Origin of the sequence: Schaalia sp. Marseille-Q2122 (genome assembly GCF_903645355.1) — a bacterium.
Classification (GTDB): Bacteria; Actinomycetota; Actinomycetes; order Actinomycetales; family Actinomycetaceae; genus Pauljensenia.
The window spans coordinates 184223-207375 of the sequence record NZ_CAHJXR010000005.1 but is presented as its reverse complement, the minus strand read 5'-3'; the positions used below and the strand labels follow the sequence as shown (position 1 = coordinate 207375).

The 23153-nt window shown below is 60.6% G+C and carries 21 protein-coding genes and 3 tRNA genes; 12 read left to right on the top strand and 12 right to left on the bottom strand.

Annotated elements, in window-relative coordinates:
- Position 1: 1 nt before the first annotated feature.
- The 7 genes from HWX48_RS07060 to glgX form a co-directional block, all read right to left on the bottom strand.
- Entirely contained in the window at positions 2–2041 is a 2040-nt protein-coding gene (locus tag HWX48_RS07060; protein ID WP_175956278.1) for a maltotransferase domain-containing protein, read from the bottom strand.
- A gap of 79 nt (positions 2042–2120) precedes the next feature.
- A complete protein-coding gene (locus HWX48_RS07055) occupies positions 2121–2906 on the bottom strand; it encodes a VIT family protein (protein WP_254873006.1) in 786 nt (261 codons plus the stop codon).
- Between the two features lie 83 nt (positions 2907–2989).
- Positions 2990–4033: a serine hydrolase gene (locus HWX48_RS07050; RefSeq protein WP_175956012.1), complete on the bottom strand. Its 1044-nt coding sequence runs from the start codon at positions 4031–4033 to the stop codon at positions 2990–2992.
- A 74-nt stretch (positions 4034–4107) separates the two neighbouring features.
- Positions 4108–4833 carry an Eco29kI family restriction endonuclease gene (locus HWX48_RS07045; protein ID WP_175956011.1) on the bottom strand — a complete coding sequence of 242 codons (726 nt, stop codon included), beginning with the start codon at positions 4831–4833 and terminating at the stop codon, positions 4108–4110.
- Positions 4830–6050 carry a DNA cytosine methyltransferase gene (locus HWX48_RS07040; RefSeq protein ID WP_175956009.1) on the bottom strand — a complete coding sequence of 407 codons (1221 nt, stop codon included), beginning with the start codon at positions 6048–6050 and terminating at the stop codon, positions 4830–4832. Before HWX48_RS07040 ends, HWX48_RS07045 begins: the two co-directional genes overlap by 4 nt.
- A gap of 120 nt (positions 6051–6170) precedes the next feature.
- Positions 6171–7271 carry a tryptophan--tRNA ligase gene (gene trpS / locus HWX48_RS07035; protein ID WP_175956007.1) on the bottom strand — a complete coding sequence of 367 codons (1101 nt, stop codon included), beginning with the start codon at positions 7269–7271 and terminating at the stop codon, positions 6171–6173.
- Positions 7272–7293: 22 nt separating this feature from the next.
- Complete coding sequence (glgX, locus tag HWX48_RS07030) at positions 7294–9540, bottom strand: glycogen debranching protein GlgX (RefSeq protein ID WP_175956005.1); 2247 nt, start codon at positions 9538–9540, stop codon at positions 7294–7296.
- Positions 9541–9734: 194 nt separating this feature from the next.
- Between glgX and HWX48_RS07025 the strand changes: the two genes are divergently transcribed.
- The 6 genes from HWX48_RS07025 (at position 9735) to HWX48_RS07000 (ending at position 14947) form a co-directional block, all read left to right on the top strand.
- Complete coding sequence (locus tag HWX48_RS07025) at positions 9735–10511, top strand: electron transfer flavoprotein subunit beta/FixA family protein (protein WP_175956003.1); 777 nt, start codon at positions 9735–9737, stop codon at positions 10509–10511.
- Position 10512: 1 nt separating this feature from the next.
- Positions 10513–11487, top strand: coding sequence for an electron transfer flavoprotein subunit alpha/FixB family protein (locus tag HWX48_RS07020; RefSeq protein WP_175956001.1), 975 nt, complete (start codon positions 10513–10515; stop codon positions 11485–11487).
- Positions 11484–12788, top strand: coding sequence for a cysteine desulfurase family protein (locus tag HWX48_RS07015; RefSeq protein ID WP_303048073.1), 1305 nt, complete (start codon positions 11484–11486; stop codon positions 12786–12788). Before HWX48_RS07020 ends, HWX48_RS07015 begins: the two co-directional genes overlap by 4 nt.
- Positions 12785–13876 (top strand): tRNA 2-thiouridine(34) synthase MnmA, encoded by a 1092-nt coding sequence (gene mnmA / locus HWX48_RS07010; RefSeq protein ID WP_175955999.1) that lies wholly within the window; start codon positions 12785–12787, stop codon positions 13874–13876. Before HWX48_RS07015 ends, mnmA begins: the two co-directional genes overlap by 4 nt.
- Positions 13877–13973: 97 nt before the next feature.
- Positions 13974–14762, top strand: coding sequence for a formate/nitrite transporter family protein (locus tag HWX48_RS07005; protein WP_175955997.1), 789 nt, complete (start codon positions 13974–13976; stop codon positions 14760–14762).
- Between the two features lie 103 nt (positions 14763–14865).
- Positions 14866–14947 (top strand) — tRNA-Leu (locus HWX48_RS07000).
- A 51-nt stretch (positions 14948–14998) separates the two neighbouring features.
- Here HWX48_RS07000 and HWX48_RS06995 read toward each other — a convergent pair.
- On the bottom strand, positions 14999–15754 hold the full coding sequence (locus HWX48_RS06995; protein WP_175955994.1) for an NUDIX domain-containing protein: 756 nt from the start codon (positions 15752–15754) through the stop codon (positions 14999–15001).
- Between the two features lie 83 nt (positions 15755–15837).
- Between HWX48_RS06995 and HWX48_RS06990 the strand changes: the two genes are divergently transcribed.
- Entirely contained in the window at positions 15838–16842 is a 1005-nt protein-coding gene (locus HWX48_RS06990) for an SPFH domain-containing protein (protein ID WP_175955992.1), read from the top strand.
- Between the two features lie 3 nt (positions 16843–16845).
- Positions 16846–17751, top strand: a complete 906-nt coding sequence (locus HWX48_RS06985) for a hypothetical protein (RefSeq protein ID WP_368483984.1) — start codon at positions 16846–16848, stop codon at positions 17749–17751.
- A gap of 100 nt (positions 17752–17851) precedes the next feature.
- Here the strand turns inward: HWX48_RS06985 and HWX48_RS06980 are convergent, their stop codons facing one another.
- A complete protein-coding gene (locus HWX48_RS06980) occupies positions 17852–19006 on the bottom strand; it encodes an AI-2E family transporter (protein ID WP_175955990.1) in 1155 nt (384 codons plus the stop codon).
- Between the two features lie 81 nt (positions 19007–19087).
- Here HWX48_RS06980 and HWX48_RS06975 point away from each other — a divergent pair, with 81 nt between their 5' ends.
- Genes HWX48_RS06975 through HWX48_RS06965 form a run of 3 tightly spaced genes read left to right on the top strand, consistent with a single transcriptional unit; the run spans position 19088 to position 20874 of the window.
- Complete coding sequence (locus HWX48_RS06975) at positions 19088–19564, top strand: peroxiredoxin (RefSeq protein WP_175955988.1); 477 nt, start codon at positions 19088–19090, stop codon at positions 19562–19564.
- The gene (locus HWX48_RS06970; protein WP_254873005.1) at positions 19524–19985 is read left to right on the top strand and encodes a multidrug efflux SMR transporter; all 462 of its coding nucleotides are present in this window, start codon (positions 19524–19526) and stop codon (positions 19983–19985) included. The genes HWX48_RS06975 and HWX48_RS06970 overlap by 41 nt, the downstream gene beginning before the upstream one ends.
- 4 nt (positions 19986–19989) lie before the next feature.
- Positions 19990–20874: an EcsC family protein gene (locus HWX48_RS06965; protein ID WP_175955986.1), complete on the top strand. Its 885-nt coding sequence runs from the start codon at positions 19990–19992 to the stop codon at positions 20872–20874.
- A 572-nt stretch (positions 20875–21446) separates the two neighbouring features.
- On the opposite strand, the gene HWX48_RS06960 is transcribed toward HWX48_RS06965, so the two are convergent.
- Both HWX48_RS06960 and HWX48_RS06955 read right to left on the bottom strand, forming a co-directional pair.
- A tRNA-Lys gene (locus tag HWX48_RS06960) sits at positions 21447–21519 on the bottom strand.
- A 42-nt stretch (positions 21520–21561) separates the two neighbouring features.
- Positions 21562–21637, bottom strand: a tRNA-Lys gene (locus tag HWX48_RS06955).
- Between the two features lie 151 nt (positions 21638–21788).
- Here HWX48_RS06955 and HWX48_RS06950 point away from each other — a divergent pair.
- A complete protein-coding gene (locus HWX48_RS06950; protein ID WP_175955984.1) occupies positions 21789–22484 on the top strand; it encodes a metal-dependent transcriptional regulator in 696 nt (231 codons plus the stop codon).
- Between the two features lie 68 nt (positions 22485–22552).
- Here the strand turns inward: HWX48_RS06950 and HWX48_RS06945 are convergent, their stop codons facing one another.
- Complete coding sequence (locus HWX48_RS06945; RefSeq protein WP_175955982.1) at positions 22553–23005, bottom strand: HIT family protein; 453 nt, start codon at positions 23003–23005, stop codon at positions 22553–22555.
- Positions 23006–23153: the final 148 nt, after the last annotated feature.

Here is a 23153-nt window from a genome sequence, read left to right as displayed (position 1 = left end):
GTTAATCCTCCCAGGTGGAATGCGTGCGGGACGGCACTACTGCCATGATATGCCCCAGGCGAGTCCAGGGCGACAAACGGACCCAGTTCTTTGTGCCCCAGGTGTAGTGGCGTCCGTCCAGTTCATCAACCAGGTCAACAAGGTGATCCCCGTGACCGCCGGATTCTCCGACGCCCATTTCACTCAAATCAAGTTCAATCGTGCCCTCGACGGTGTCGTGAGGATTCAACGACAAGACGGTGATGACCGTATCTGTCTCACCCGAGGTGGTAAAACGTCCATCAACTTGGCGGGAGAAGCACAAAATTTCAGGGTGGTCGGTGTGGTGGAAACGAATCTGATGCAACTGCCGCAGGGCCGGGTGCTTCGCCCGCGCGGCATTGAGCAGGGTGAAGAGCTGAGGAATACCCGTCGCCTCGGCTTCTTCCCATACGCGTGGGCGGTACTCGTACTTTTCGTTATTGTTCTGCTCTTCAAAGCCGGGGCGAGGCTCATTCTCGACAAACTCATAGCCAGAATAGATACCCCAGGTGGGTGAGGACGTGGCCGCCAGGATTGCTCGCAGCGCAAAGATCGCCGTTCCACCCGTCCACATCTGAGGGGTCAAAATGTCGTGCGTGGTCGGCCAGAAAGCCGGGCGCATAAGGTGGGCGGTCTGGGTGGAAACCTCGGTGAGGTAGTCGATGATCTCGTCCTTGTCGACCCGCCAGGTGAAATAGGTGTAGGACTGGTCAAAACCAATTGCCCCCAGCGTGCGCATCATGGCTGGACGGGTGAAGGCCTCCGCCAGGAAGATGACCTCGGGGTGGGCGGCGTGGAAGTGATCGAGGGTGTCCTTCCAGAAATTCAGCGGCTTTGTGTGGGGGTTATCGACGCGGAAGATCGTCACCCCGTGATCGATCCACACCTGGATCACATCACGAATAGCATCGCCTAAGCCTTCAGGGTCTTTGTCGAAGTTCAGGGGGTAAATGTCTTGATACTTCTTGGGAGGGTTTTCCGCATAGGCAATGGTTCCATCGGCTCGGACATTGAACCATTCGGGGTGTTGGGTGACCCAGGGGTGGTCGGGGGAGCATTGGAGGGCCAGATCAAGGGCGACCTCCATACCATTGGCCTTCGCGCGAGCGACAAAAGCGTCAAAATCGTCGAAGGTGCCCAGATCAGGGTGGATAGCGTCATGACCGCCCTCGGCGGAACCAATGCCGTAGGGGGAACCTGGGTCGCCTTCACGGGCTGTGAGGGTATTGTTTTTCCCCTTGCGGTGGGTGGTACCAATGGGGTGGATGGGGGTGAGGTAAATGACGTCAAAGCCCATCGAAGCGATACGCGGCAGGTCCTCTGCTGCGCCGCGCAGGGTGCCCGACACCCAGGTTCCGTCAGGCTTTTGGAAGGCTCCGGCTGAGCGAGGGAAGATCTCATACCAGGCGCCTGCCAGTGCGCGTGAGCGTGCCACGTCCAGGGGGTAGGCCTCGGTTGAGTCCAGGAGATCACGCACGGGGTGGGCCGCAAAGGCGGCCTTCACCTGCGAAGCTAGGCCCGCTGAAAGGCGTTGCTGGGGGGTCAGGGTGCGGTCGCGTAAGGACGAGGCCGCCGCCGTCAGCACCTCACGCAGGGCGGCGGGAGCAGGAGCCTGGGTGGGGTTTGCAATCGCCCTCCCGGCAATGCAGCGTTCCATGAGGCGCGCGCCCTCTTCGCACATGAGCTCAACATCGATGCCCGCCTTGATCTTGATCGTCGCATCGTGGCGCCAAGTGGCATAGGGGTCAGCCCAAGTATCCACGCGGAAGGACCAGTCTCCGGGCGTGGGCGCCATTACCCACGCCTCGTAGCGGTCCAGCCCCTTGGCAATGTCACGCATGAGCGTGCGGGAGTGGACAGCGCCGCTGGGGGTGAGGAGGACGGCCTCAGCGGCGAGGGCGTCGTGTCCTTCCCTGAAGACGGTGGCGCGGATGGGGAAGGGTTCTCCTTCAGTGGCCTTAGCGGGCAGGCGGCCTCCCTCAACGACGGGGAAGAGCTCAACTGCGGGAATGCGTGTCATATGGAATGTGCTCACCCCACTAGCCTACTACTGACCGAGGCAAAGGTGTGGGGCAGAGCACACGGTTGTGTGCAGGGTGCTAGATATTTACTCCAAAGAGGTGGCCCACCCAGTAGGTCAAGCCCATTGCCACACCGCCACCAATAACCAAGCGTGCCGTTGCTTTAAGGCGCGGAGCCTGCCCCAACCAGGCCGAGAGCCAGCCGGTCAGTGCCAGAGCCACCGTCACCGCAACGAAGGTCGCTCCGATACGCCACGCCACCGGCGATACAAGCATCGTGATAAAAGGCAGGAGGGAGCCAATGACGAAGGCAATAAAGGACGAGATCGCTGCAGCCCACGGACTGGTCAGATCGTCGGGGTCAATATTGTGTTCCGTCGTCAAATGCGCATCAATGGCATCATGGGCAGAAAGTTCGGCGGCCACAGCCTTCGCTGTCGTCTCGCTCAAGCCCCGATCGACCCAGAGCTTGGCCAAACGAGCTTCCTCCGCTGCAGGGTTATCAGCCAGCGCTAACCACTGCTTGCGTACCAGCTCCTGCTCGGTATCCAACTGCGTCGACACCGACACGTATTCACCCACCGACATCGACAGGGAAGCAGCAACAATACCGGCCACGCCTGCCAGAGCAATCGCCGTGGTGTTTGCGGGGTCAACGGCGGCCACACCCACCAGCAAGCCAGAGATCGACACAATGCCGTCATTGGCGCCCAACACGCCAGCGCGTAGCCAATTCAAGCGCGAGGCAACAGAGCGTCGCTTCTCGCCAGAGGTCGCGCGCTCGGCGCTCGTGCTCAGGTCAGCGCGCTGACCTTGAGCCGGTGACATCGAGGCCAGCTGCGAAGGTGAAAGTGCTGCACTCATACCAGCACCCTATGCCTCGGAAAATGGCCTGTCTACGAAGGAAAGCCGCTCCTGAAGGCCCCCAGGCAAGCCTGGCCTTAACCCTATGAATTGAGGGAGCGCAGGGCTCCGACCACCTCGTACAGGGCGCGAAAACTCGGTCGCATAGCGGCGGTTGAGCCGAAGTTGATGACGATATCAGCATCATGAACGGGATCGTGCCAGAGGTGTGCGGCACTTATTCCCAAGTGCCCAGTCAGACGCGGCCAGCGTCTGGCCCAGGGAGAGAGTTTGGCGAAATCAACGATCATTGCGCCCATCCCGTAGTCAAGACCCATGCGGAAACGATGCCTCACCGTTCCCATCTGCTCCCAGGAGTCGCGTGACATCAGCGTGCCACTGCGGAGGCTGCGGATGAGTCGAAGATAGTCACGTGGAGTGGCTGCAATGGCGCCCCCTGCCCAGTCCACCGTCACAGCCGGGGAAGTGTCGACTCGCGTTCTTCCCAGCCACATGGGAGCAATGCTGCTTGTGCCCTGCTGAGGGGCCGAGCGGTAGGGCATGAAAGCACTCGTCATCCCCGCAGGAGAAAACACCCGCTCGTGGACGAGGGCCTCAAAGGACACGCCGCTAGTCTCTTCCAGGATGCGCCCGAGCAGAACAAAACCGGTATCGCTGTAGAAAAAGCGCTCTCCGGGCTTGCCAACGGGGCGTTGATTGATACGAGTGTGGTCGAGCAGATCCTGCGGTGACCAGGCTCGGTCCAGATCATCAAGGGCGCGCTTGCTCAGTTTGCCGCCCGTAGCCCGCCCCTCGAAATAGTCATTCACGCCCGAGGTATGGGTCAGGAGGTGTTCAACGGTGACCTCCTGGTGGTGCCCCTCTGCAAAGAGGCCGTGAAGGTCTGCGGAAGAGAGGATAGTGGTGACGGGGGTGTTAAGAGTGAAAGAACCACTTTCTACCTGCTGCATGATGCAGGCCGCCGTGACGAGCTTACCCACGCTCGCCCCATGAAAGGGAAGGTCAGGCGGCCCATAGTGGAAGTCAATACCCAGATGCGGTGACGAAATGGCGACTTGAGGCTGCCAGCTGTGGGCGGAACGGTCAAAGTGGCGCGTCAAGCGCGCATGAAAACCCTGCGCGTCCATCCTGTACTTCTTCCCTTAAGGTCTGGTTCTCGTCCGTATTCATTGAGCAAGTGTGACGCCCGGTGGAGCGAAAGCTACAGGCTCATGTGGTCTGCGTCGCTTGTCCTGATGGGGTGTTCCTCCTGAACCTGAGGTGCTGAGAATGAAGGCAATGCTGAGCTGACTTTGAACGGACTCTCCATCTCGGGAGCAAATAGCTGGTCGAGGGTGGATTCTATTCGTGCTGCAATGTCGGTGTGCGACTCGGGTCGAGTGCGGAGCCGTGCTGCCCACGGTCTGCCAGGGTGGAGGGTGTCCCATACAGTATTCAAGCCGTTGTATCGGCCTTTGCCAGGATCGTGGTTTCCAAAGCCATCAACGAGTCGATTCCACAGTGGAGCAAACCAGTGAATGAGGATGCTCTCACCTAGAGGAATCCAAATTGGTTCAATCACTAACCAACGGACGTGGAAGTCGGCGATATCAAGGTTTGAGACTTGCTCAATGCTCTTTGCATGGTCAGAAGCGAGTCGATTCCACAAAGCAGTTGTCGTCTGATCTGCTGAGGTAGGAAGCCCTCCCTTGCGGGCTCCTGGAGGTACCGCCTTGCCGATATAGATCGGCGCATCAAACGCTCCATTGTGGTTACGAGCCGACAAAAGGGTGTAAGCGGGGAAGTTTCCGCTGTAGTAGATAGCGTAGATCCCCGCACCAGTGAACTTGGGAATGTTTCCTAGGGGGACGACAGCCTGCTCAAGGAGCGCATGCCCCACACTCTTGGCAAGATTCATCATGTCAAGAGGGTTGTATGGAGTTGTCATGAGACCTCCGTGAGCTGCTGGGAAATATTGAGTCCTGCATTACCCTGCTGGTCTACTCTCTTGAGTTGCGTTGCAATGCTCTGAGCGACAATCTCCGCGAGTCGAACCGGTACGGCATTGCCAAGCTGTCTCATCGCTTCTGACCATGAACCGTGTAGCTCATAAGTGTCGGGGAAGGTCTGGAGACGGGCGCTCTCGCGGACAGTGAAATATCGGACCGAACCGTCAATGTCGCGCAACATGTTCTCACCACCAGGCACACCATGCGCTCCAGCTTTGAGAGTTTTAGCGGGCTGATCCAGAGGACTTCCCGTATGCCCTGGATAGATCTTGGCACCAGGCTGGAAAGTGTGATTGAGGAAGCGTTGAGCGCTCGGTGAAGTTGGGGCGGGAAGGCCGCTAAGCGCGTCTCGTACAGTACTCCATGGATCGCCGAGGGCTTGGGGATCGGTATTGAGCAGTTGCTTGCGTTTAGTGTCCACATTTGCAGGTGCCTCAGGACGTTTCTTGAGAGGAACGCGGTGACGTTCCCAGTACTCGCCGCTCACCCACTGCGAATAGAAAAGGGCATCTGCTGAGTGTGTAGGAGAAGGAAAAGACCACTCAGCCCCAATATCGCTGCGAAAACCTACCAGAAAAACGCGGTGTCTCCGTTGAGGCACTCCGTAGTCAGCCGCGTCGACAACGGTTGGGAAGACGTTGTAATGAAGTCCTGTGTAGCACTCGGTTGTTGCTTCGGACTGTAAGCGTCGAAGATGGTCGAACCAGCTTTCGCCGTTTCGTGCAACTACTTCAGGGTACTGAAGTCTGAGCTGGATGAGTTGGTAGTAGTTTGCAAAGGCAGACCGAGTCAATCCTTTAACGTTTTCAATCAAGAAGGCTCGGGGTTGCAACTGCCGGATCACTTCGGCAGCAGCTGGGAACATGTCGCGCCTGTCGTCGGCAGCTTGTGCTTTCCCACCCATGCTGAAGGGCTGGCACGGTGGTCCTCCAGTGACAAGATCAACGGGGCCGTTGATGGAAGTCCAGTCAACATCTCGGACGTCACTCTCATGAACAGTCCATCCCGACACGAGCGGGAATCCAGCAGCTTGGTTCTCGCGGACAGTATCGCAGGCCCAACGATCCCACTCGACAAAAATCGAGGGGGTAAAGCCCGCTAGTTCTGCTCCGAGTGCAAGGCCTCCTGCCCCGCCGAAAAGCTCAACTGATTGCATGCCAGTATCGTATCCAGAGCACCCCGGATTTGAGTGCAGCATTCCAATGGGGCACATGAAAGCGCCCGTGATTCTCAATACTCGTTTGAGAATCACGGGCGCGCCACGACAGGTAATGGATTAGTACACCATCTGCATGGCCTGGCGGACCTCCTGCAAGGTGGCCTCAGCCTGAGCGGTGGCCTTCTCGTTACCGGCAGCCAGCACGGAACGCAGGTAATCCTCGTTCGCCACCAGCTCCTCACGGCGGGCACGGATGGGAGCCAGCATGTCGTTGAGGGCCTCAGTCACGGTGGCCTTGAGGACGCCACCACCACCATCACCAATACGCTCGGCGATCGCCTCGGGAGCCTCGCCAGAGGCCATCGACGCCATCATCAGCAGATTCGACACCTCAGGACGATTCACCGGATCAAAGGTAATGACGCGATCGGCATCAGTCTTCGCCTTTCGCAAGATCTTCGCCGTCTCATCAGCGGTCATGGCTAGCTCAATGGTGTTGCCACGCGACTTCGACATCTTCGTACCATCGGTGCCCAGCAGCAGGGGCACCTCCGACAGCAAAGCATCAGGACGCGGGAAGACAGGACGCTCAGGATCAACGCGGCCATAGCGCTTGTCGAAACGTTGAGCAATGAGACGCGACTGCTCCAGGTGGGGCAGCTGATCCTGGCCGACGGGCACAATATTGGCCTTGCAGAACAAAATATCGGCAGCCTGATGCACCGGGTAGGTCAACATCAGTCCCGACATCGCACGCCCATCGGTAGCCTCCAACTCGGCCTTCACCGTGGGATTACGGTGCAGCTCCGACTCAGTGACCAGCGAGAGGAAAGGCAGCATCAGCTGGTTGAGGGCCGGAATCGCCGAATGGTTAAAGATCGTCGTGCGCTCCGGATCAAGACCCACCGCCAGGTAGTCCGCCACCAAACCCATGACGCGCTCGCGGATAGGACCCACGCCATCGCGGTCGGTAATCACCTGATAGTCGGCGACCAACACCCAGGTATCCACGCCGCGATTTTGCAAAATCACACGGTTTTGCAGGGTGCCAAAGTAGTGGCCCAAGTGCAGGCGGCCCGTTGGACGGTCACCGGTGAGCATACGGAAACGCGAAGGATCAGTGTCGATCGCAGCATCAATCTCCGCGCTGCGAGCGCGAGAACGCGCCAGGGAAGCCTCGTTCGTGGAATTAGCCAGGATGTCTTCGGAAGTAGTCACCCGACAAGTCTAAACGCCGAACTCACGAGAGCAGAATTACCACCGACTGCGGCTCCAAACCAATGCTCGTCTTATCACTCTTGAGCATCTTGAACTCTGGGGTAGCGCCACTATCAAGGGCATCGAGATCAATTTCGCCATCACGGGGAGTGGTCCATGCAGAGTCAAACGCGATGCTCCACCCCTGCTTGTGGCCTACAGGGAAGTGCACGGTGTGAGGTTCCAGGGTGCCATTGATAACAATGAGGGCATCCTCGCCGCCCCAACGCTGCCCCGAACGCATGAGCTGGAAGACGCGATTACGCTGATCACCCCACCCGTGGTCAGGCATCGGCTCGCCCTCGGCTGTCCACCAAGACACATCGGGAATAGAGTCCCCATTGATGGCCTTGCCCTCACCAAAATCGCAGGGGCGCAGCGCAGGGAACTGGCGGCGCAAATACAGCAGCCAACGGGTCGTATCAAAGAGGTCACGCGGGGCCTGGGCAAGATCCCAATTCACCCAGGAAATCTCATTATCCTGGCAGTAGGCGTTGTTATTCCCAAACTGAGTGCGACACATTTCATCGCCGCCAACGATCATGGGCGTGCCGGCCGCGACCAGCATCGTGGCCAAGATATTACGGCGCGTGCGCAGCCGTGAGGGCATGAGGTCCTCAACAAGTTCGGCAATGTCAGCGTTGGGGACGCCATCAACCAAGCCGCGGGCAGTGGTGCCCTCAATGCCGTGATTCCACGAACGATTATCGTTCGTGCCGTCACGGTTCTCCTCAAGGTTGGCCATATTGTGCTTGTGATCAAAGCAGGTCAGGTCAGCCAGGGTGAAACCATCGTGAGCGGTCACAAAGTTCAGCGACGCGCGCGGGCCACGCAGGTAGCCCACGCCGTTGCCGAAGAGGTCCTCAGAGCCCTGCAAGCGGGTGGCCAGGTCATTGGGGCCGGGGGCGCCGCGGCCAGCGGCAAGCTCACGCATATCGACCAGCCAGAAGTTACGCACGGAGTCACGGAAGCGGTCATTCCATTCCGAGAAGGTGCCGGGGAAGTTACCGGTCTGCCAGCCACCCATACCGACATCCCAGGGTTCGGCGATGATCTTATCGAGGCTGAGGCTCGCGTCAGTGGTGATCGCCATGAGCAGCGGGTGGGTGGGGGTGAAGCCGGTGGCGAAGCGGCCAAGGGTTGCCGCCAGGTCGAAACGGAAGCCGTCCACGCCCATGTCCTCGGACCAGTATCGCAAAGAGTCCATGATCATCTGCATGGTGCGGACATTCTCGACCGCTAAGGTGTTGCCGCAGCCCGTGACGTCGACAATATGGCGAGGGCGTTCGGCGCTGTGGCGGTAGTAGGTGAGGGAATCCAGGCCGCGCCACGACAGTGAGGGGCCTTCATGGTTGCCTTCGCAGGTGTGGTTGTAGACGACGTCAATAATGACTTCGATGCCAGCGTCATGCAGGATCGACACCATGCCGCGGAACTCATCCACAACTGCCTGAGGGCCGCGTTGGCGGGAGATCTCCGTGGCGTAGGAGGGCTCTGGAGTGAAGTAGTTGAGGGTCGAGTAGCCCCAATAGTTCGTCAAACCACGCTGGGTGAGGAAGGTTTCCTCGTACTTGGCGTGGATGGGCAGCAGCTCAACGGCGGTCACTCCCAAGCGCTTGAGGTGCTCAATTGCAGCCGGGTGAGCTAAACCAGCGTAGGTGCCGCGCAGTCCCTCAGGGATGGCCGTCATGAGCTTGGTGAAACCCTTGACATGGATCTCGTAGACGACGGTGTTCTCCCAGGGAGTGCGAGGCTTGGGAGCAATCGGGAAGGAAGAGTCGACCACGACAGAGAAGGGCATATGCCCCGCTGAATCCAAGTCGGAGCGCGACGCGGGAGTGGAGGTGGGCGCCAGATCAGAGTTCACGACATGGGCGTAGACCTCAGGGGAGAGATCAACCGCACCATCAAGACCGCGAGCGTAGGGGTCGATGAGGAGCTTGGCGGGATTGTGGAAAAGGCCGCCTTCTGGGTCCCACTCGCCGTGGACGCGGAAGCCGTAGCGTGTGCCCACGCCGTAGCCTTCCAGGCGCCCATGCCACACGCCATTATCAGGGCCGAGCAGCGTGTAGCGTTCCTCGTGGGCAAGGTCCCCGCCAGGGAACACACAAAAGTCCACTGCGCTTGCCTGCGAGGCAACCACAGCAATGTTGAGCGCGCCATCTTGGTAGTGCACGCCCAGCTTTTCCGGCAGGGGATTAGGCACAGTCAAGGGGTGGGCGGTAAACATAGGGCTCCTGGGATGGGGCGAAAGGGATTTAATGACGCTCTATCCTAATACCGGAGGCTGAAGAAGAGGATCTAGGCCGCTGTGAACTACGCCCATGTGATGGCCTTTTCCTGGGAAACACTGAATATGTGACATGTTACGGGACGGGCTGTCAGGGGCAGGTTTTTTCGTCATTTTGTGGCACCCTTAATGGCATGAGAATCGTAGTGTGTGTCAAGCACGTTCCTGATGTGCAATCCGAACGTCGCTTTGAAGACGGTCGTCTGGTGCGCGGCGAGGACGATGTCCTCAACGAACTTGACGAAAACGCCGTAGAAGCAGCCGTGAGCCTCGTCGAAGAACACGGCGGTGAAGTGATCGCGCTGACCATGGGTCCCGCCGACGCTGAAGACGCGCTCATGCGCACCCTGCAAATGGGGGCCGACCGGGCACTACTGATCTCCGACGATGCCCTGGAAGGCACCGACGCCGTCGGAACCGCCGCAGTCCTGGCAGCGGGGGTTGCCCGCATTGAAGACGAACACGGCCCGGTTGATATGGTCGTCACCGGCATGGCTTCCCTTGATGCCATGACCTCCCTGGTGCCCGCAGCCCTGGCCGCCCACTTGGGCCGCCCTCTGCTGTCCCTCGCCCACGCCCTGGACATCTCCGGTGAGGGCCCCTGGACGGCTACCATTACCCGCAGCGTTGATGGCATGGACGAGGTCCTCTCCGCTTCTACCCCACTGGTCTTGTCGGTCACCGACCAGATCAACGAGCCGCGCTACCCCTCCTTCAAGACTATGAAGGCCGCCCGCTCCAAGCCCCTCGACGAGCTCAGCCTCGACGACCTGGGGTGCGAAGCCCCCCGTTGTGCCACCATCGTCAACCAGACGGTGGAACACCAACGTGACGGCTCGGGCACGATCGTCACCGACTCCGGTGACGCCGGCGAGCGCCTCGCCCTCTACCTGATTAACGAGGTGAAGTGACATGACTCTGACCAGCCCTATCCTCGCCATCGTTGACCACGACGAGGCCGGCGCCCTCACCGCCCCCTCCGCTCAGGTGCTCACCGCCGCCCGCGCCCTGAGCAGTGGCCCCGTTGTTGCCCTCACCCTGCAGGCGCCCGACGCTGAGGCCCTCGCGCGCTACGGTGCCGCCCGCGTCCTCGTTGCCGACCTGGGTGGGCGCAGCCCGCGTCTGAGTGCCGTCGTCGCCGAAGCCGCGCAGGCCGCCATGCAGGCCGTTGGCGCAGAAGCTGTCCTGTGCGTCTCCCACTACCTGGGTCGCGAGGTTGCCGCCCGCCTGGCCGTCGCCGTTGGCGGCGCCCCCATCGTGGACGTCACCCGCACGTGGGAAGAAAACGGCAATATCCACGCCTCCAAGCCCGCTCTCGCTGGAGCGTGGGAGACCTCGATCCACGTCGAGGACGTACCCGCGATCCTCGCCATCCGCCCCTCGGCTATTGACGAGGTCGAAGCCCCTGCTGAGGCCGCCGTTGAAGCTCTACCTGTGGACTTCACCGCCGCAGCTGACGCAATCAGCGTCGTCTCCTCCACCCCGCAGGAACGCACCGGACGCGTGCCACTGACCGAGGCGCGCACCGTCGTTGTGGGCGGTCGCGGTCTGGAAGGCGACTTTGGCCCCGCTGAAGAACTCGCCGATCTGCTCGATGCAGCCGTGGGTGCCACACGCGTCGCCACCGACGAAGGCTGGGTCTCGCGTAGCCTGCAGGTGGGGCAGACCGGTGTGTCGATCTCACCCAACCTCTACATCGGCCTGGGCGTCTCGGGCGCTATCCACCACACCGTGGGCATGCAGTCCTCCCGCCACATTGTGGCCGTCTGCGATGATCCTGACGCGCCGATCTTTGAGATCGCAGACTTCGGCGTGGTGGGCGACCTTTTTGAGGTCATCCCCCAGGCCATCGAGGTCCTGCGTCGTGAGGGCTACGGGCAAGCGTGACCGCAGCCGCCACAACGGCCTACCTGGACTACGCAGCAACAACACCCATGCTTCCTGAGGTTGAGGAAGCATGGGTTGCTGCTGTGCGCACCCTGCGCGCCAACCCGGGCAATCCCGCTGCCCTTCATGGCGGCGGGCGCACCGCGAAGTGCATGTTGGAAGATGCCCGCGAACGCGTGGGCGCCGCCCTAGGCGCGGAGCGGGCAGAGGTGGTTTTCACCTCCGGAGCCACAGAATCCTGCGCACTGGGGGTGAGCGGCGCAGCCCGCGGGGTGCGTGCCCGCCACCCTCAGCGCAACGTCGTGTACTACTCCCTCGCCGACCACGATGCCGTCGCCCACCAAGAGGGCGTCCTGACAGCAGCAGGCTTGGATGTGCGTGCTTTTGCTTTGGACGAGCAGGGCGTGAGTGTCCTACCCGAGAACCTGGAAGAAGAGCTGCCCCGCACGGCGCTGCTCACCCTCCCAATGGTCTGCTCTGAGCTGGGCAGCGTGCAGCCCCTGGGTGAGCTTGTTGCGCGCGTACGCGCCGCTGATGGGCACAGTCCGCAGGAAGGTGGCCACGGCCCGGCAGGGGAGGGGCGCGCCCTCATCCACACCGACGCCGCCCAAGCCCTGCGCACCCATCCCATTGACTTTGCCTCCATGGGCGTGGACCTACTGAGTTTTGGCGGGCACAAGATTGGCGCGCCTGTCGGGGTCGGTGCCCTGCTGGCCAAACGCGGCACGCCCCTGATGACCGACCGCCCCGGTGGCGGCCATGAACGAGGCCTACGCTCAGGCACGCCCGACGTTGCCGGAGCCGTGGCGCTCGCGGTCGCCCTCGAATATGCGGTGAAAAAGCGCGAGGCACACCATGCCCACCTGAGTGAGTTGCGCGATTACCTCGTGATGGAGCTGCGCCGAAGCCTTGCCGAGGCTGAAGGCGCCTCCCGGCTGGACGAGGTTGCCCTGACGGTTCCTGCGGGGGTGGCCTCGCCGGCCATTATTCACCTGTCCATCCCCACCACCCACCCCGAAGCCGTCCTTATGGCCATGGACATGGCTGGGGTCATGGTGTCAGCAGGATCGGCCTGCCACGCGGGGGTGACGCGCCCCTCTGCGATGGTCATGGCCATAGGGCGCAGCGCCGACCAAGCCCTCGGCGTCCTGCGTGTCTCTATGGGAGAGGCCACCACTCGCGCCGACCTCGACAGATTCCTGGCGGCCCTGCCGACCGCCATCCGAGCCGGGCAGGCCCTTGACGCCCGCGACGCACGAAAAAACCGCTCACACGCTACTGATGAAAGGGGCGCACAATGAGAGTCCTTGCCGCACTATCGGGTGGCGTTGACTCCGCAGTCGCCGCCGCAAAGGTCGTCGAAGCCGGACATGACGTCGTCGGCGTACATATGGCTCTGTCTACTAACCCCCAAGAATGTCGTATCGGCTCGCGAGGCTGCTGCTCGGTGGAGGATGCTGGAGATGCCGCCCGCGCTGCCGAAATCCTTGGCATCCCCTTCTACGTGTGGGACCTGGCCGAAGAGTTCGAAGAAACCGTCATTGCGGACTTTGTTGAGCAATACCAAAAGGGCCACACTCCCAACCCCTGCGTGCGCTGCAATGAGTTCGTCAAATTCCGTGAGCTCGCCGAACGCGCCCGTGCACTCGGATTCGACGCCGTCTGCACCGGCCACTACGCCCGCATTGTCGACGGCCCGACAGGCAAGGAATTGCACCGCGGATATGACACCCTCAAGGACCAGTCCTATGTGCTGGCTGTCATGGGCGAAGACGAGCTTGAGCGAGTCCTTCTGCCCCTAGGGGAGGCCCCTAATAAGGCGTGGGTGCGTGCCGAGGCCGACCGTATGGGCCTGGGTGTGGCTGATAAGCCCGACTCCTACGACATCTGCTTTATTCCTGATGGCGATACGCAAGGCTTTCTGCGAGCCCGCTTAGGTTCCACGCCGGGGCAGATCGTTGATGCACAGGGACAGGTCGTGGGTGAGCATGACGGCTACTGGAACTTCACCGTCGGCCAGCGCCGAGGCCTGCACCTGGGGAACCCCGCAGCAGATGGGCGCCCACGCTACGTCATTGAGACGCGGCCAGAGAGTAACCAGGTGATCGTTGGTGCTGCTGAACTGCTGAGTGTGGACCGGATTGAGTGTGAGGACGTCATCTGGCTGGCAGGGGATGACCAGGGTGAGGATCCTCACGACCTGTTCGTCCAGGTGCGCGCTCATGGTACGCCGGTGCCGGTTGCTGCTCTTCGCCATGAGGGGCCAGGATTGCGCGTTGATCTGGAACAATCCCTGCGGGGCGTGGCTGCCGGGCAATCCCTGGTGGTCTACCGTGGAAGCCGTGTGCTGGGCGAAGGAACCATTCTCAAGGCTTCGCGGCGGGAGTGACACGTGGGCACACTCTGCGGGATGTCTCCGGCAGCCTGTAGCATTGAGTCCTGGCAACTAATGAAAAGTCTGAAAGATTGAGTGAGGGCGTGACGCCATGCTGACCTTGCCAGAAAACATCCAAGCCCAAGTGGGTGCGGCGCGACATAAAGTCAACGCCTCGGCCAATATCGGTCACTACCTCGTCGGCGCCATCATGGCCGGCCTCTTCATCGGCCTTGCCGATATCTTCATGATGACCGGCGGAGGTCCTCTCCGCCTGGCAGGCTCTCCCTGGGCATCCCTCGTTGAAGGCGGCGTCTTCGGTATCGGCCTGATCCTCGTCGTCTTTGCTGGTGGCGAGCTCGCCACCTCCGCCATGATGATCCTGCCCATTGGCCTGAAGGAAAAAGGTATTTCCTCTTCCGGGGCGGCGCGCGCCTTCATCATTATGATCGTGGGCAACCTGCTCGGCTCTATCCTGGTGGCCGCCCTCGTGTGGGGTGGCGGCATTATGGCTGACGACACCGTGCCTGGGGCGGCCCTGGCCTCTGTCGTCGCCGCCAAGGCCCATAAGACCACCGTGGAACTCTTCTTCCGCGCCATCCTGTGTAACATCCTCGTCTGCCTGGCGATCTGGTCAGTCTCACGCGCTCAACACGAGGTCGCCAAGATGATCCTCATGGCCTGGTGCATGGCTACCTTCGTTGCCTCTGGCATGGAGCACGTCGTCGCCAATATGACGACCTTCGCCCTGGGTATCATGCATGGTGTTGACGGTGGCACCTGGGCTGAGGCTGCCCGTAATCTCTCTGTGGTGCTGGCAGGCAATATCGTCGGCGGGGCGCTCTTTGTGGGCGCCACCATGTGGTTTGCCGCGCAGGCTGACCGTAAGCTCGTCCACTAAAATCCTGGCTCTCGCCCGTGGGGGACCCCTCATTAACAGTGGGTGAGAGCACCACCAAGGCTGATCAGCAGGGAAGAAAAACCCTGTAGAATAGCCACGGTACGCGTGAGTGGCGGAATTGGCAGACGCGCTGGATTTAGGTTCCAGTGTCTTCGGACGTGTGGGTTCAAGTCCCATCTCGCGCACGAAATGATATGCCGCGACATCTTCTGATGTCGCGGCATATTGCGTGGAGCTCATCTCTTAGGCTGTGGGGGTTGTGGGGCTGTGGGCCGGAGGATGGGAGGGTGGAGAACCGTCGCATCGGGTGCGCTGGTGCTGGATGCGCGATAGAGTGCTGCCGGTCGTCCGACGCCGCTTGAGGTGTTCCCCGTGACCTCAATGAAATCCTTGGCGCCTGTGGCCTTGCGGTGGAAATTGCGCGGGTCAAGAGAGGTTCCCCAGACTGTCTCATACACTCGCCTGAGCTGTTCGATGGTGAACTCTTTGGGGCAAAAGGCAGTGGCGAGCCCGGAGTATTCAAGTTTTGCGCGTGCGCGCTCCACTCCATCGCGCACAATCTGGACATGATCAAAGGCGAGGGTGACCTCGTTGCTGAGGATTGCGTCAATGGGTGCCCACTGGGCTGCGCGGGCGTCGCCTCCGGCGGTGGGGAGGTTAAAGGTCGGCGCGATGACGAGGTAAGCCACTGACAAGACTGGGCCGCGGGGGTCACGGTCAAGGGGGCCGTAGGTGCGCAGCTGTTCGAGGTGTCCGGTGGGGGAGATGCCTGTCTCTTCGGTAAGTTCCCGGCGAGCAGCCTCGTCAAGGCTCTCGCCCTCCAGTATGAAACCTCCGGGAAGGGCGAGCGCGCCTTCGAAGGGCGGAAAGGCGCGCTCAATGAGGAGGGTGCATAGTTTTCCCTCCTGAATGGTTAACAGGACCACGTCAACGGTGGCGGGGAAGTGTTTGGCGGTTTCGGGAAAGGGTGGGTGGGGGTCCGTGTCGATCATGAGACCACCCTATCTTATCGTCAAGTTGACAGAAAAGGGGGTCGTCGATTATCGTCATAGTGACATTAATTAAGGAGGTCATCATGGGACACATCAGCCGCTACCCCTTCATCGCCCACTACCAAGGCGCCCCCACCGACCACATCGTCCACCTCATCAACGGCACCCCCCGCCACGAAGGCGTCGGACGCACCTTCTGGTTCCGCCCCACCACCAGCGCCCTGGCCGAAGTGCCCGCCATCGACCACGAGCACTCCGCCCTCTTCCATGCCGTCACCCAAGACCGCCAAGACCTCGCCGTGCAGGCCGTCGTCACCTACCGATTCTCCAACCCCGCACTGGTCTCCCAGCACTTCGACTTCAATATCTACCCCGTTGCCAAAGACCACCAACCCAATGGCCCGCGCCAAGTCGCCAAACTCATCGAACAACTCGCACAATCCATCACGACCCACGTCATCGCGAACCTGCCTCTCGCAGAAGCTCTCCACAGTGGCATCTCTCGCGTCCACACCGCCCTCGTCGAACAACTCTCCCAACAAACGCGCCTCAGCGACGCTGGAATCAGCATCTACGACGTGCGCGTCCTCTCCCTACGCCCAACCCCCGAGGTAGAAAAAGCCCTCCAAACGCCCCTGCGCGAACGCCTCCAAGCTGAAGCCGACCGCGCCCTCTACACTCGCCGCGCTCAAGCCGTCGAACAAGAACAGCGCATCTCAGAAAACGAAGCCGCCGCCAAACTAGAACTTGCACGCCGACGCAAAGAAATCATCGCCCAAGAAGCCGCCAACGAACGCCTCCAGGCCGAAGAAAAAGCCGCCTCCTCCCTCATCGCCGCACGCGGCGCCGCCGAAGCCACGGAAGTGAGCGAAAACGCTCGCGCTGCCGCACTGCGACTCATCGGCCAGGCAGAAGCAGACAATGAACGCGAACGCCTCGCCGCCTACAACGCCATCTCGCCCGAGATCCTCCGCTCCCTCGCCCTGCGCGAGCTCGCCGCCAACCTCCCTGCCATCGGGCAACTCAACCTCACCCCCGACATGCTCAGCACAGCACTCGGACAACTCGTCGCAACCTCGAAGGAGTAACCCATGAGCATCCTGCGCCCGCGCCTCGTCCTCGTCTATCGCAACAGCGAACTGACCGAACTCCTCGCCCGACACTCCACGCGAGGACAAGCGGAATTCTTCCTCCGCTCGCGCGGGCGCAGCCTCGACGACGTCGACAAAGCCCACGCCACCACCGAAGCCGCCCTCGGCGCCATACGCGCAGCCGTCCCCACTGAATGGAACGTCGCTGAGGTTGAACGCAACGACCTCTCACGCTTCCTCTTCCTCCCACAGGACGTCATTGCCGTCGTCGGCCCCGATGGGCTGGTCGCCAACGTCGCGAAATACCTCAAAGGACAACCCGTCTTCGGCATCAACCCCATGCCAGGCGTCAACGCCGGAGTCCTCGTCCCTCTCTCCGTCCAAGCAGGAGCGCAACTTCTCGGTCACTACGCCGCAGGCCGCACCCCCACAACCACACCACTCACCATGGTTCGCTGCGAACTCGACGACGGCCAAGAACTCAACGCACTCAACGACATTTTCATCGGGCACACCTCCCACCAATCCGCCCGCTACCTCCTCAATGCCGACGGTCGCCAAGAACGGCAATCCTCCTCAGGCATCATCGCCAGCACAGGAGCAGGCGCTACCGGCTGGGCAGCCTCCCTCGCACCCGCCTACGGAAACCCGTCACTACCAGGCCAAACAGATCGTGCCATTGCCTGGTTCGTCCGGGAAGCCTGGCCCTCACCCACCACAGGAACAAGCCTCATCTGTGGCACAGTGACCGAGTCCGACCAGCTCACCCTCACCGTCCAATCCGAAAGCCTTGTCGCCTTCGGCGACGGACTCGAAGACGACCGCCTGAGAGCCCAATGGGGCCAAACCCTGACAGTGGGCGTCGCCAAGGAACACCTGCATCTTGTCCAGCCCCCACGGCGCTAGGACACCACAGACGCGCCCCACATACGAGGCGCCCCTGTGAGCACCGTACACACGCGACTCACAGGGGCGCCTCAGAATCGAAGCAGTGCCCGAAGCTACTCTAATCAGCTGTTTTTTCTGCAGGTGGGTCAACCTCGACAGTCATCAACTTACGGCGACGACGCAAAATCTTCGGGCGATTAAAGGAACGCAGCACCGGCTCCGTATCATCCGACATGAGGATCGCCAAGGGGCGGGTCGCCGGAATCTCCTTGAAGATGATCGTCAGAATGGACGTCAACGGCACAGCAAGGATCGCACCCGCAATGCCCCAAATCGCCGACCAGAAGGACAAAGCCACCAGCACCACAAAGGGGGAGAGGTTGACCTTGCGGCCCAGCATCTTCGGTTCAAGCACATTACCGGTAATGAGCTGCACAACCTGCAAAGCAATAAAGAGGATCAAGGTCTGCGTCCAGGACCCAAATTGAACAAGGCTCAACAGCGTGGGCAAGAGCACCGCAATGATCGAACCAATGTAGGGAATGTAGTTGAGCAGGCCAATCAACAACGCCCAAAAAGCCGCGTAATCCAAGCCGAAAGGCAGCATCACCAGGTAAGAGACGATGCCGACGATGATATTAATCAAGGTCTTCGCACCCAGGTACTGACCCACCGACTCATTGATCGCCGTAATGATGTTTTGCGTGCGCTCTGCCTGCTCCGGATTGGGGAATGCCTCCCGCAACTTCGTCGCAAAACCTGCGCGCTCACCAGCCAGGAAGAACACGTAGATCAGGATGAGGAAGAACATGCCGCCAGCAGAGGACAACTGCGAGGCAGTCGCAGATAACCATGCCTGAATATCGATACGCTTAACGATCGCTGCGCGCGCAGTCTCCCAGTCAGGGAGGCGTTCAATGGGCAGTGCCGAGGTGAGCTCGCCAAAGAGCTTCGTAAGGTTTTCCTGATAGAGAGGCGCTTGGAAGATCAGCTGCTGCACCGTGCTGGAAATCAGCGTGGCCAAACCCGCAACGAGGGCGATAAACACTAGGTATAGGCTGATTTTACGCAGCCATGTTGGCAGGTGACGGAGCAGAGGAACTCGTCCGAGGAACTTATCGAAGGCCGCAACAATGTAGACGAAAATCAGTGCCAGAATAATTGGCAACAGCAGAGACTGCCCGATAACGAGCAGCCACCCGATGAGCACAGTGAAGATCGTCGCATAGGTGATGTTCTGAAGCGTCCGACCTTGAGGTTTCTCAGGGTTCACAGGGGCTTTCCTTCCTTTTTAACGGAGAATAGCCTAGCGGTAGATATCGCGTTGCGCGCGAGAGCGTGCGAACATGGACCAATGACTGAACTTGTTGCTGGGCAAAAAGCCCCAGAATTCACCCTTGAATCCACCGTTGGCCCCCTGACCCTCTCCGCCCTGTGCGAGCAGGCCGACAAGGGTGTCATCATCTACTTCTACCCCAAGGCTTCCACCCCCGGCTGCACGACTCAGGCCTGCGACTTCCGCGATAGCCTCAATTCCCTGCTGGGCGCTGGCTACACAGTGGTGGGCGTTTCGGCCGACTCCATGGAGGCCCTGCAGCGCTTCACCGAGAAGCAATCCCTCAACTTTCCTCTAGCCACCGACCCCTCCAAGGGGATGCTCACCGAATGGGGAGTGTGGGGCGACAAGAAGAACTACGGCAAGATCTTCCAGGGAATTAAGCGCTCCACCATCGTCATCGACAAGGACGGTGTGATCGTCCTGGCCAAGTACAACGTCAAGGCCACCGGGCATGTCGCGCGTCTGCGTAAGGAACTCGGAATCGACGACTGACGGTCGTTTGTCACGAAACAGCCCATCGGCGTTTGCCTCGTTGGTCAATGGCTCATTGATCAACGAGGTCGACGCTGCGGGCGTGAGAGTGTGGAGAATCAACGTGGCGTGGGTGGTACTGATTGGTTCAGGCCTGTTTGAGGCAGTGTGGGCGACGGCTCTGAGTAAAAGTGAAGGATTTACCCGCCTGGTTCCCTCGTTGGTGTTCCTCGTCGGTCTGATCATCTCAATGGCGGGCCTGGCCTGGGCGCTGCGCGAGATCCCCGTTGGGACGGGCTACGCGGTGTGGGTGGGTGTAGGTGCTGGTGCCACCGTCGCGTGGGCAATGGTCACCGGCGCGGAAACCGTTTCTGTCGTGCGCGTCGCACTGTTAATCGGTTTAATTGCCTGTATTGCTGGTCTGAAAGTAGTGGGGGAGTAGCCCAATGTTTGGACGCTCAAAGAAAGAGATCATGCCCGCAGGTGAGGGTGTGAGCAGCCTGATCCCTGGCGCGAAGGCCCTCAGCCCTGAAATGGCCTCTTTTGTGGACGGAGAAACCGAAGAATTCGCCGCCTCTGTTCTGCGCAGGGCAGCTTCTCTTCCGATGGTGAAGGTCAATCGTGAGGCATTCTTGCGTAAGGAGATCGCACGCCACTACCCGGGTGTCGATATTGAGCGTGCTGTTGCGCTCTCTCCCACCGCTGCAGGCTTGACCCTCGCTCAGATCGACAAGATTGCCCGCAGGGTCATTCAAGCCGAAACGAAGCAGACCGCAGGCCTGTCCTTCCTGACCGGTTTGCCGGGCGGTATTGGCCTGGCTGTTGCTGTGCCCGCCGATGTTGCCCAGTATTTTGCGCACGTCATGCGCGTTGAGCAAAAGCTTGCCTACCTCTACGGTTGGCGGTCCATGCTCAATGAGGACGGCGAGGTCGACGACAACACCATGAACCAGCTCATGCTCCTCATGGGCGTCATGCTGGGAGTGGAGGCAGCTGAGAAGGCCGTGACCTCCCTGGCGACAACGGTCGCCCAGCACTCTATGGCAAAGGCTGCCAAGCGTAAGGCCCTGATGGCGACCGCTGAGTCACCGGTCCGGCGCTTGATCCTGCGTGTCCTGGGCATCAAGCTCACCGAAGAGGCCGCGTCGAAGGCCGTAGGGAAGATGATGCCCCTCGTGGGTGGCGTGATCTCCGGTGGCATGACCTATGCAACCTTTAAGCCTTCGGCAAAGCGCCTGCAAGCCTATCTGCGGACTTTGCCGCCCGCTAAGGGGGTTGGCGTGATTGAAGGGCACGTCGTGCATGGGCAGGTTGTAGACGCGCAGGGCTAGGCGACGCTGCTAGGGGCGAGCATCCGAGTGAAGGGCAGGAGCGCTTGTCGAGGGGAGACTCCGGGCCGGATGTCCAGAGGGCTTGCCATGCGCGAAGGCAGTTGCGTGGTTGGCCGCCCAGTGCATGTCGGCCTGCTCAGAGCTTGCTTTGCGCGAGGGGAGTTGCGTGACACTTGTTGCATGAAGGAGCATGTGTGTCCTTGCGTGACAGGTAGAGATGTCACAAAAAGTCGCAACTGTCACCCAGCGCAACAAGTGTCACCCAGCGCAACAAGTGTCACCCAGCGCAACAAGTGTCACCCAGCGCAACAAGTGTCACCCAGCGCAACAAGTGTCACGTCATCAACAAGCAAGATCAGACCGCGGCCGTGATTCCAGGTATTCGTTCGTGGGGTGCACCCTCGCCCTTCATCGGTCGAAACCTCGCCTCACACACGAAACAAAGGGGGCACAGGACTGCTATCTTGTACACCCGACAGCATCTCGGCGAGGTCAATGCGCGGGGCAGCACTGAGGCGCCCAGGAGCCCGGCAAGACAAAACCCCGAACCGTTATACGATCCGGGGGAAAAGTGCGTCATGAGGGAATCGAACCCCCAACCCGCTGATTAAGAGTCAGCTGCTCTGCCAATTGAGCTAATGACGCGGGATCTGCATGATCCACAACTAGTGTTGAGCACCATTCAGATGGTGCGTCATGAGGGAATCGAACCCCCAACCCGCTGATTAAGAGTCAGCTGCTCTGCCAATTGAGCTAATGACGCGGCGTCTTTCGACAAAAGAAAACTCTAGCGGGGGAGCGGCCCACCTGGCAAATCCATAGTGTGCGGATCGGGCCACATTTTCTGACCGCTACGCGCCCCGCGAAACCCCCTATGCTTAGCTATGACTCGCTAAAACTAGGGGGAGGATGGCATGAGCACCGAGGCGAAAAGAGCCCGCACCGCTGTCACCGAGGACTACCTGAAGGCCATTTGGTCGGCGGAGACCCGCGGTCAGGGTATCTCAATCAATGAGCTCGCCGCCAAAATGGGCGTCGTTCCCTCCACCGCATCCGAGAATGTTAGCCGCCTCAAAGAGCAGGGCCTTGTTGATCACGCCCCCTACCAGAAGGTGCACCTTTCTGACGAGGGGCGGGCCATCGCGGTGGGGATGGTGCGTCGCCATCGTATTATCGAAACCTACCTCCATGAAGCGCTCGGTTTTGAGTGGGACGAGGTGCATGTTGAAGCTGAGATCCTTGAGCATGCCATTTCAGACCGCTTACTCGACCGACTCGATCAGGCCCTGGGCTACCCCACACGCGATCCTCATGGTGATCCGATCCCGACAGCGACGGGGGAGTGGGTAGCGCCCCTGACCCGGCCGCTCAGCGAGTCGCCTGCCGGAGACGAGGGTGTGGTCGCCCGCATCTCTGATCGAAACGCCCAAGTCTTGCGGGATCTCGAGCGCCAGGGGATCGCCCCGGATGTGCGGATCCGCGTTGTGCAGATCCATGAAGGACGAGGCTTGAGCGTGACCATCCTCGGTGAAGACAGCGAGCGTCGCGTCGTGTTAGGTGTTGAGCACGTCCAGTCTGTGCACCTCGTGGCTGAAGAGGCCAGCGTCTGATACCGGCCAAGCCCTGTGTGAGGCGGGCTAGCGCAGTGCGAGGCGGCTTGCCATGTCGGGCTCAAGGATTAGCGTGAAGTCGGCGGGCAGACGTTCATCTCCGGGGGTATGAACTCTCCGAAGCCAGCCTCGACCAAAGCGGTGCGTAGACGTGCAGTGGTGTCGTCGAGAGCCTCATCGGAGGCGGGGGTAGCGTTAGCCAATGAAACATCAGCCTCCGAACGCAAGGGGATGACGTGAAGGTGCGTGTGGGGAACCTCGAAACCGGCGATGACCAGGCCTGAACGTGGCACATCGAAAACCGTTTCCTGCACGCTGCCAATAATCCGCGCCACCTCAAAGAGGCGGGCGGCAACCTCGGCGGGCAGATCCGTCCACTTCGCCCACGGCTCACGTGGGACAACCAACATATGGCCAGGGGCGGTGGGCGCAATGGTGGCAAACACGACGCAGGAATCTTCTGCCCAGCAGAAACGCCCCGCCCACTCGCCGCTGATGATCTTTTCAAACACGGTACTCATGCCTCCCATTGTGCGCTAGCACGCCCTCCAAGGCCAGCGCGGAGCGACGCGATGACAAGCTGGCCTGCACTGAGGTGAGCGCGCCAGAGCACTCCGACACGCGCACCCCAGAAAATGGGTCAATCTCACCCGGACGTCTCCAAGAAAA

Excerpts from the sequence above, each read along its gene's own strand:
- HWX48_RS07060 (WP_175956278.1), bottom strand. The coding sequence starts at position 2,041 with ATGACACGCATTCCCGCAGTTGAGCTCTTCCCCGTCGTTGAGGGAGGC.
- HWX48_RS07055 (WP_254873006.1), bottom strand. The coding sequence starts at position 2,906 with ATGAGTGCAGCACTTTCACCTTCGCAGCTGGCCTCGATGTCACCGGCT.
- HWX48_RS07050 (WP_175956012.1), bottom strand. The coding sequence starts at position 4,033 with ATGGACGCGCAGGGTTTTCATGCGCGCTTGACGCGCCACTTTGACCGT.
- HWX48_RS07045 (WP_175956011.1), bottom strand. The coding sequence starts at position 4,833 with ATGACAACTCCATACAACCCTCTTGACATGATGAATCTTGCCAAGAGT.
- HWX48_RS07040 (WP_175956009.1), bottom strand. The coding sequence starts at position 6,050 with ATGCAATCAGTTGAGCTTTTCGGCGGGGCAGGAGGCCTTGCACTCGGA.
- glgX (WP_175956005.1), bottom strand. The coding sequence starts at position 9,540 with ATGTTTACCGCCCACCCCTTGACTGTGCCTAATCCCCTGCCGGAAAAG.
- HWX48_RS07025 (WP_175956003.1), top strand. The coding sequence starts at position 9,735 with ATGAGAATCGTAGTGTGTGTCAAGCACGTTCCTGATGTGCAATCCGAA.
- HWX48_RS07020 (WP_175956001.1), top strand. The coding sequence starts at position 10,513 with ATGACTCTGACCAGCCCTATCCTCGCCATCGTTGACCACGACGAGGCC.
- mnmA (WP_175955999.1), top strand. The coding sequence starts at position 12,785 with ATGAGAGTCCTTGCCGCACTATCGGGTGGCGTTGACTCCGCAGTCGCC.
- HWX48_RS07005 (WP_175955997.1), top strand. The coding sequence starts at position 13,974 with ATGCTGACCTTGCCAGAAAACATCCAAGCCCAAGTGGGTGCGGCGCGA.
- HWX48_RS06995 (WP_175955994.1), bottom strand. The coding sequence starts at position 15,754 with ATGATCGACACGGACCCCCACCCACCCTTTCCCGAAACCGCCAAACAC.
- HWX48_RS06990 (WP_175955992.1), top strand. The coding sequence starts at position 15,838 with ATGGGACACATCAGCCGCTACCCCTTCATCGCCCACTACCAAGGCGCC.
- HWX48_RS06985 (WP_368483984.1), top strand. The coding sequence starts at position 16,846 with ATGAGCATCCTGCGCCCGCGCCTCGTCCTCGTCTATCGCAACAGCGAA.
- HWX48_RS06975 (WP_175955988.1), top strand. The coding sequence starts at position 19,088 with ATGACTGAACTTGTTGCTGGGCAAAAAGCCCCAGAATTCACCCTTGAA.
- HWX48_RS06970 (WP_254873005.1), top strand. The coding sequence starts at position 19,524 with ATGTCGCGCGTCTGCGTAAGGAACTCGGAATCGACGACTGACGGTCGT.
- HWX48_RS06965 (WP_175955986.1), top strand. The coding sequence starts at position 19,990 with ATGTTTGGACGCTCAAAGAAAGAGATCATGCCCGCAGGTGAGGGTGTG.
- HWX48_RS06950 (WP_175955984.1), top strand. The coding sequence starts at position 21,789 with ATGAGCACCGAGGCGAAAAGAGCCCGCACCGCTGTCACCGAGGACTAC.
- HWX48_RS06945 (WP_175955982.1), bottom strand. The coding sequence starts at position 23,005 with ATGAGTACCGTGTTTGAAAAGATCATCAGCGGCGAGTGGGCGGGGCGT.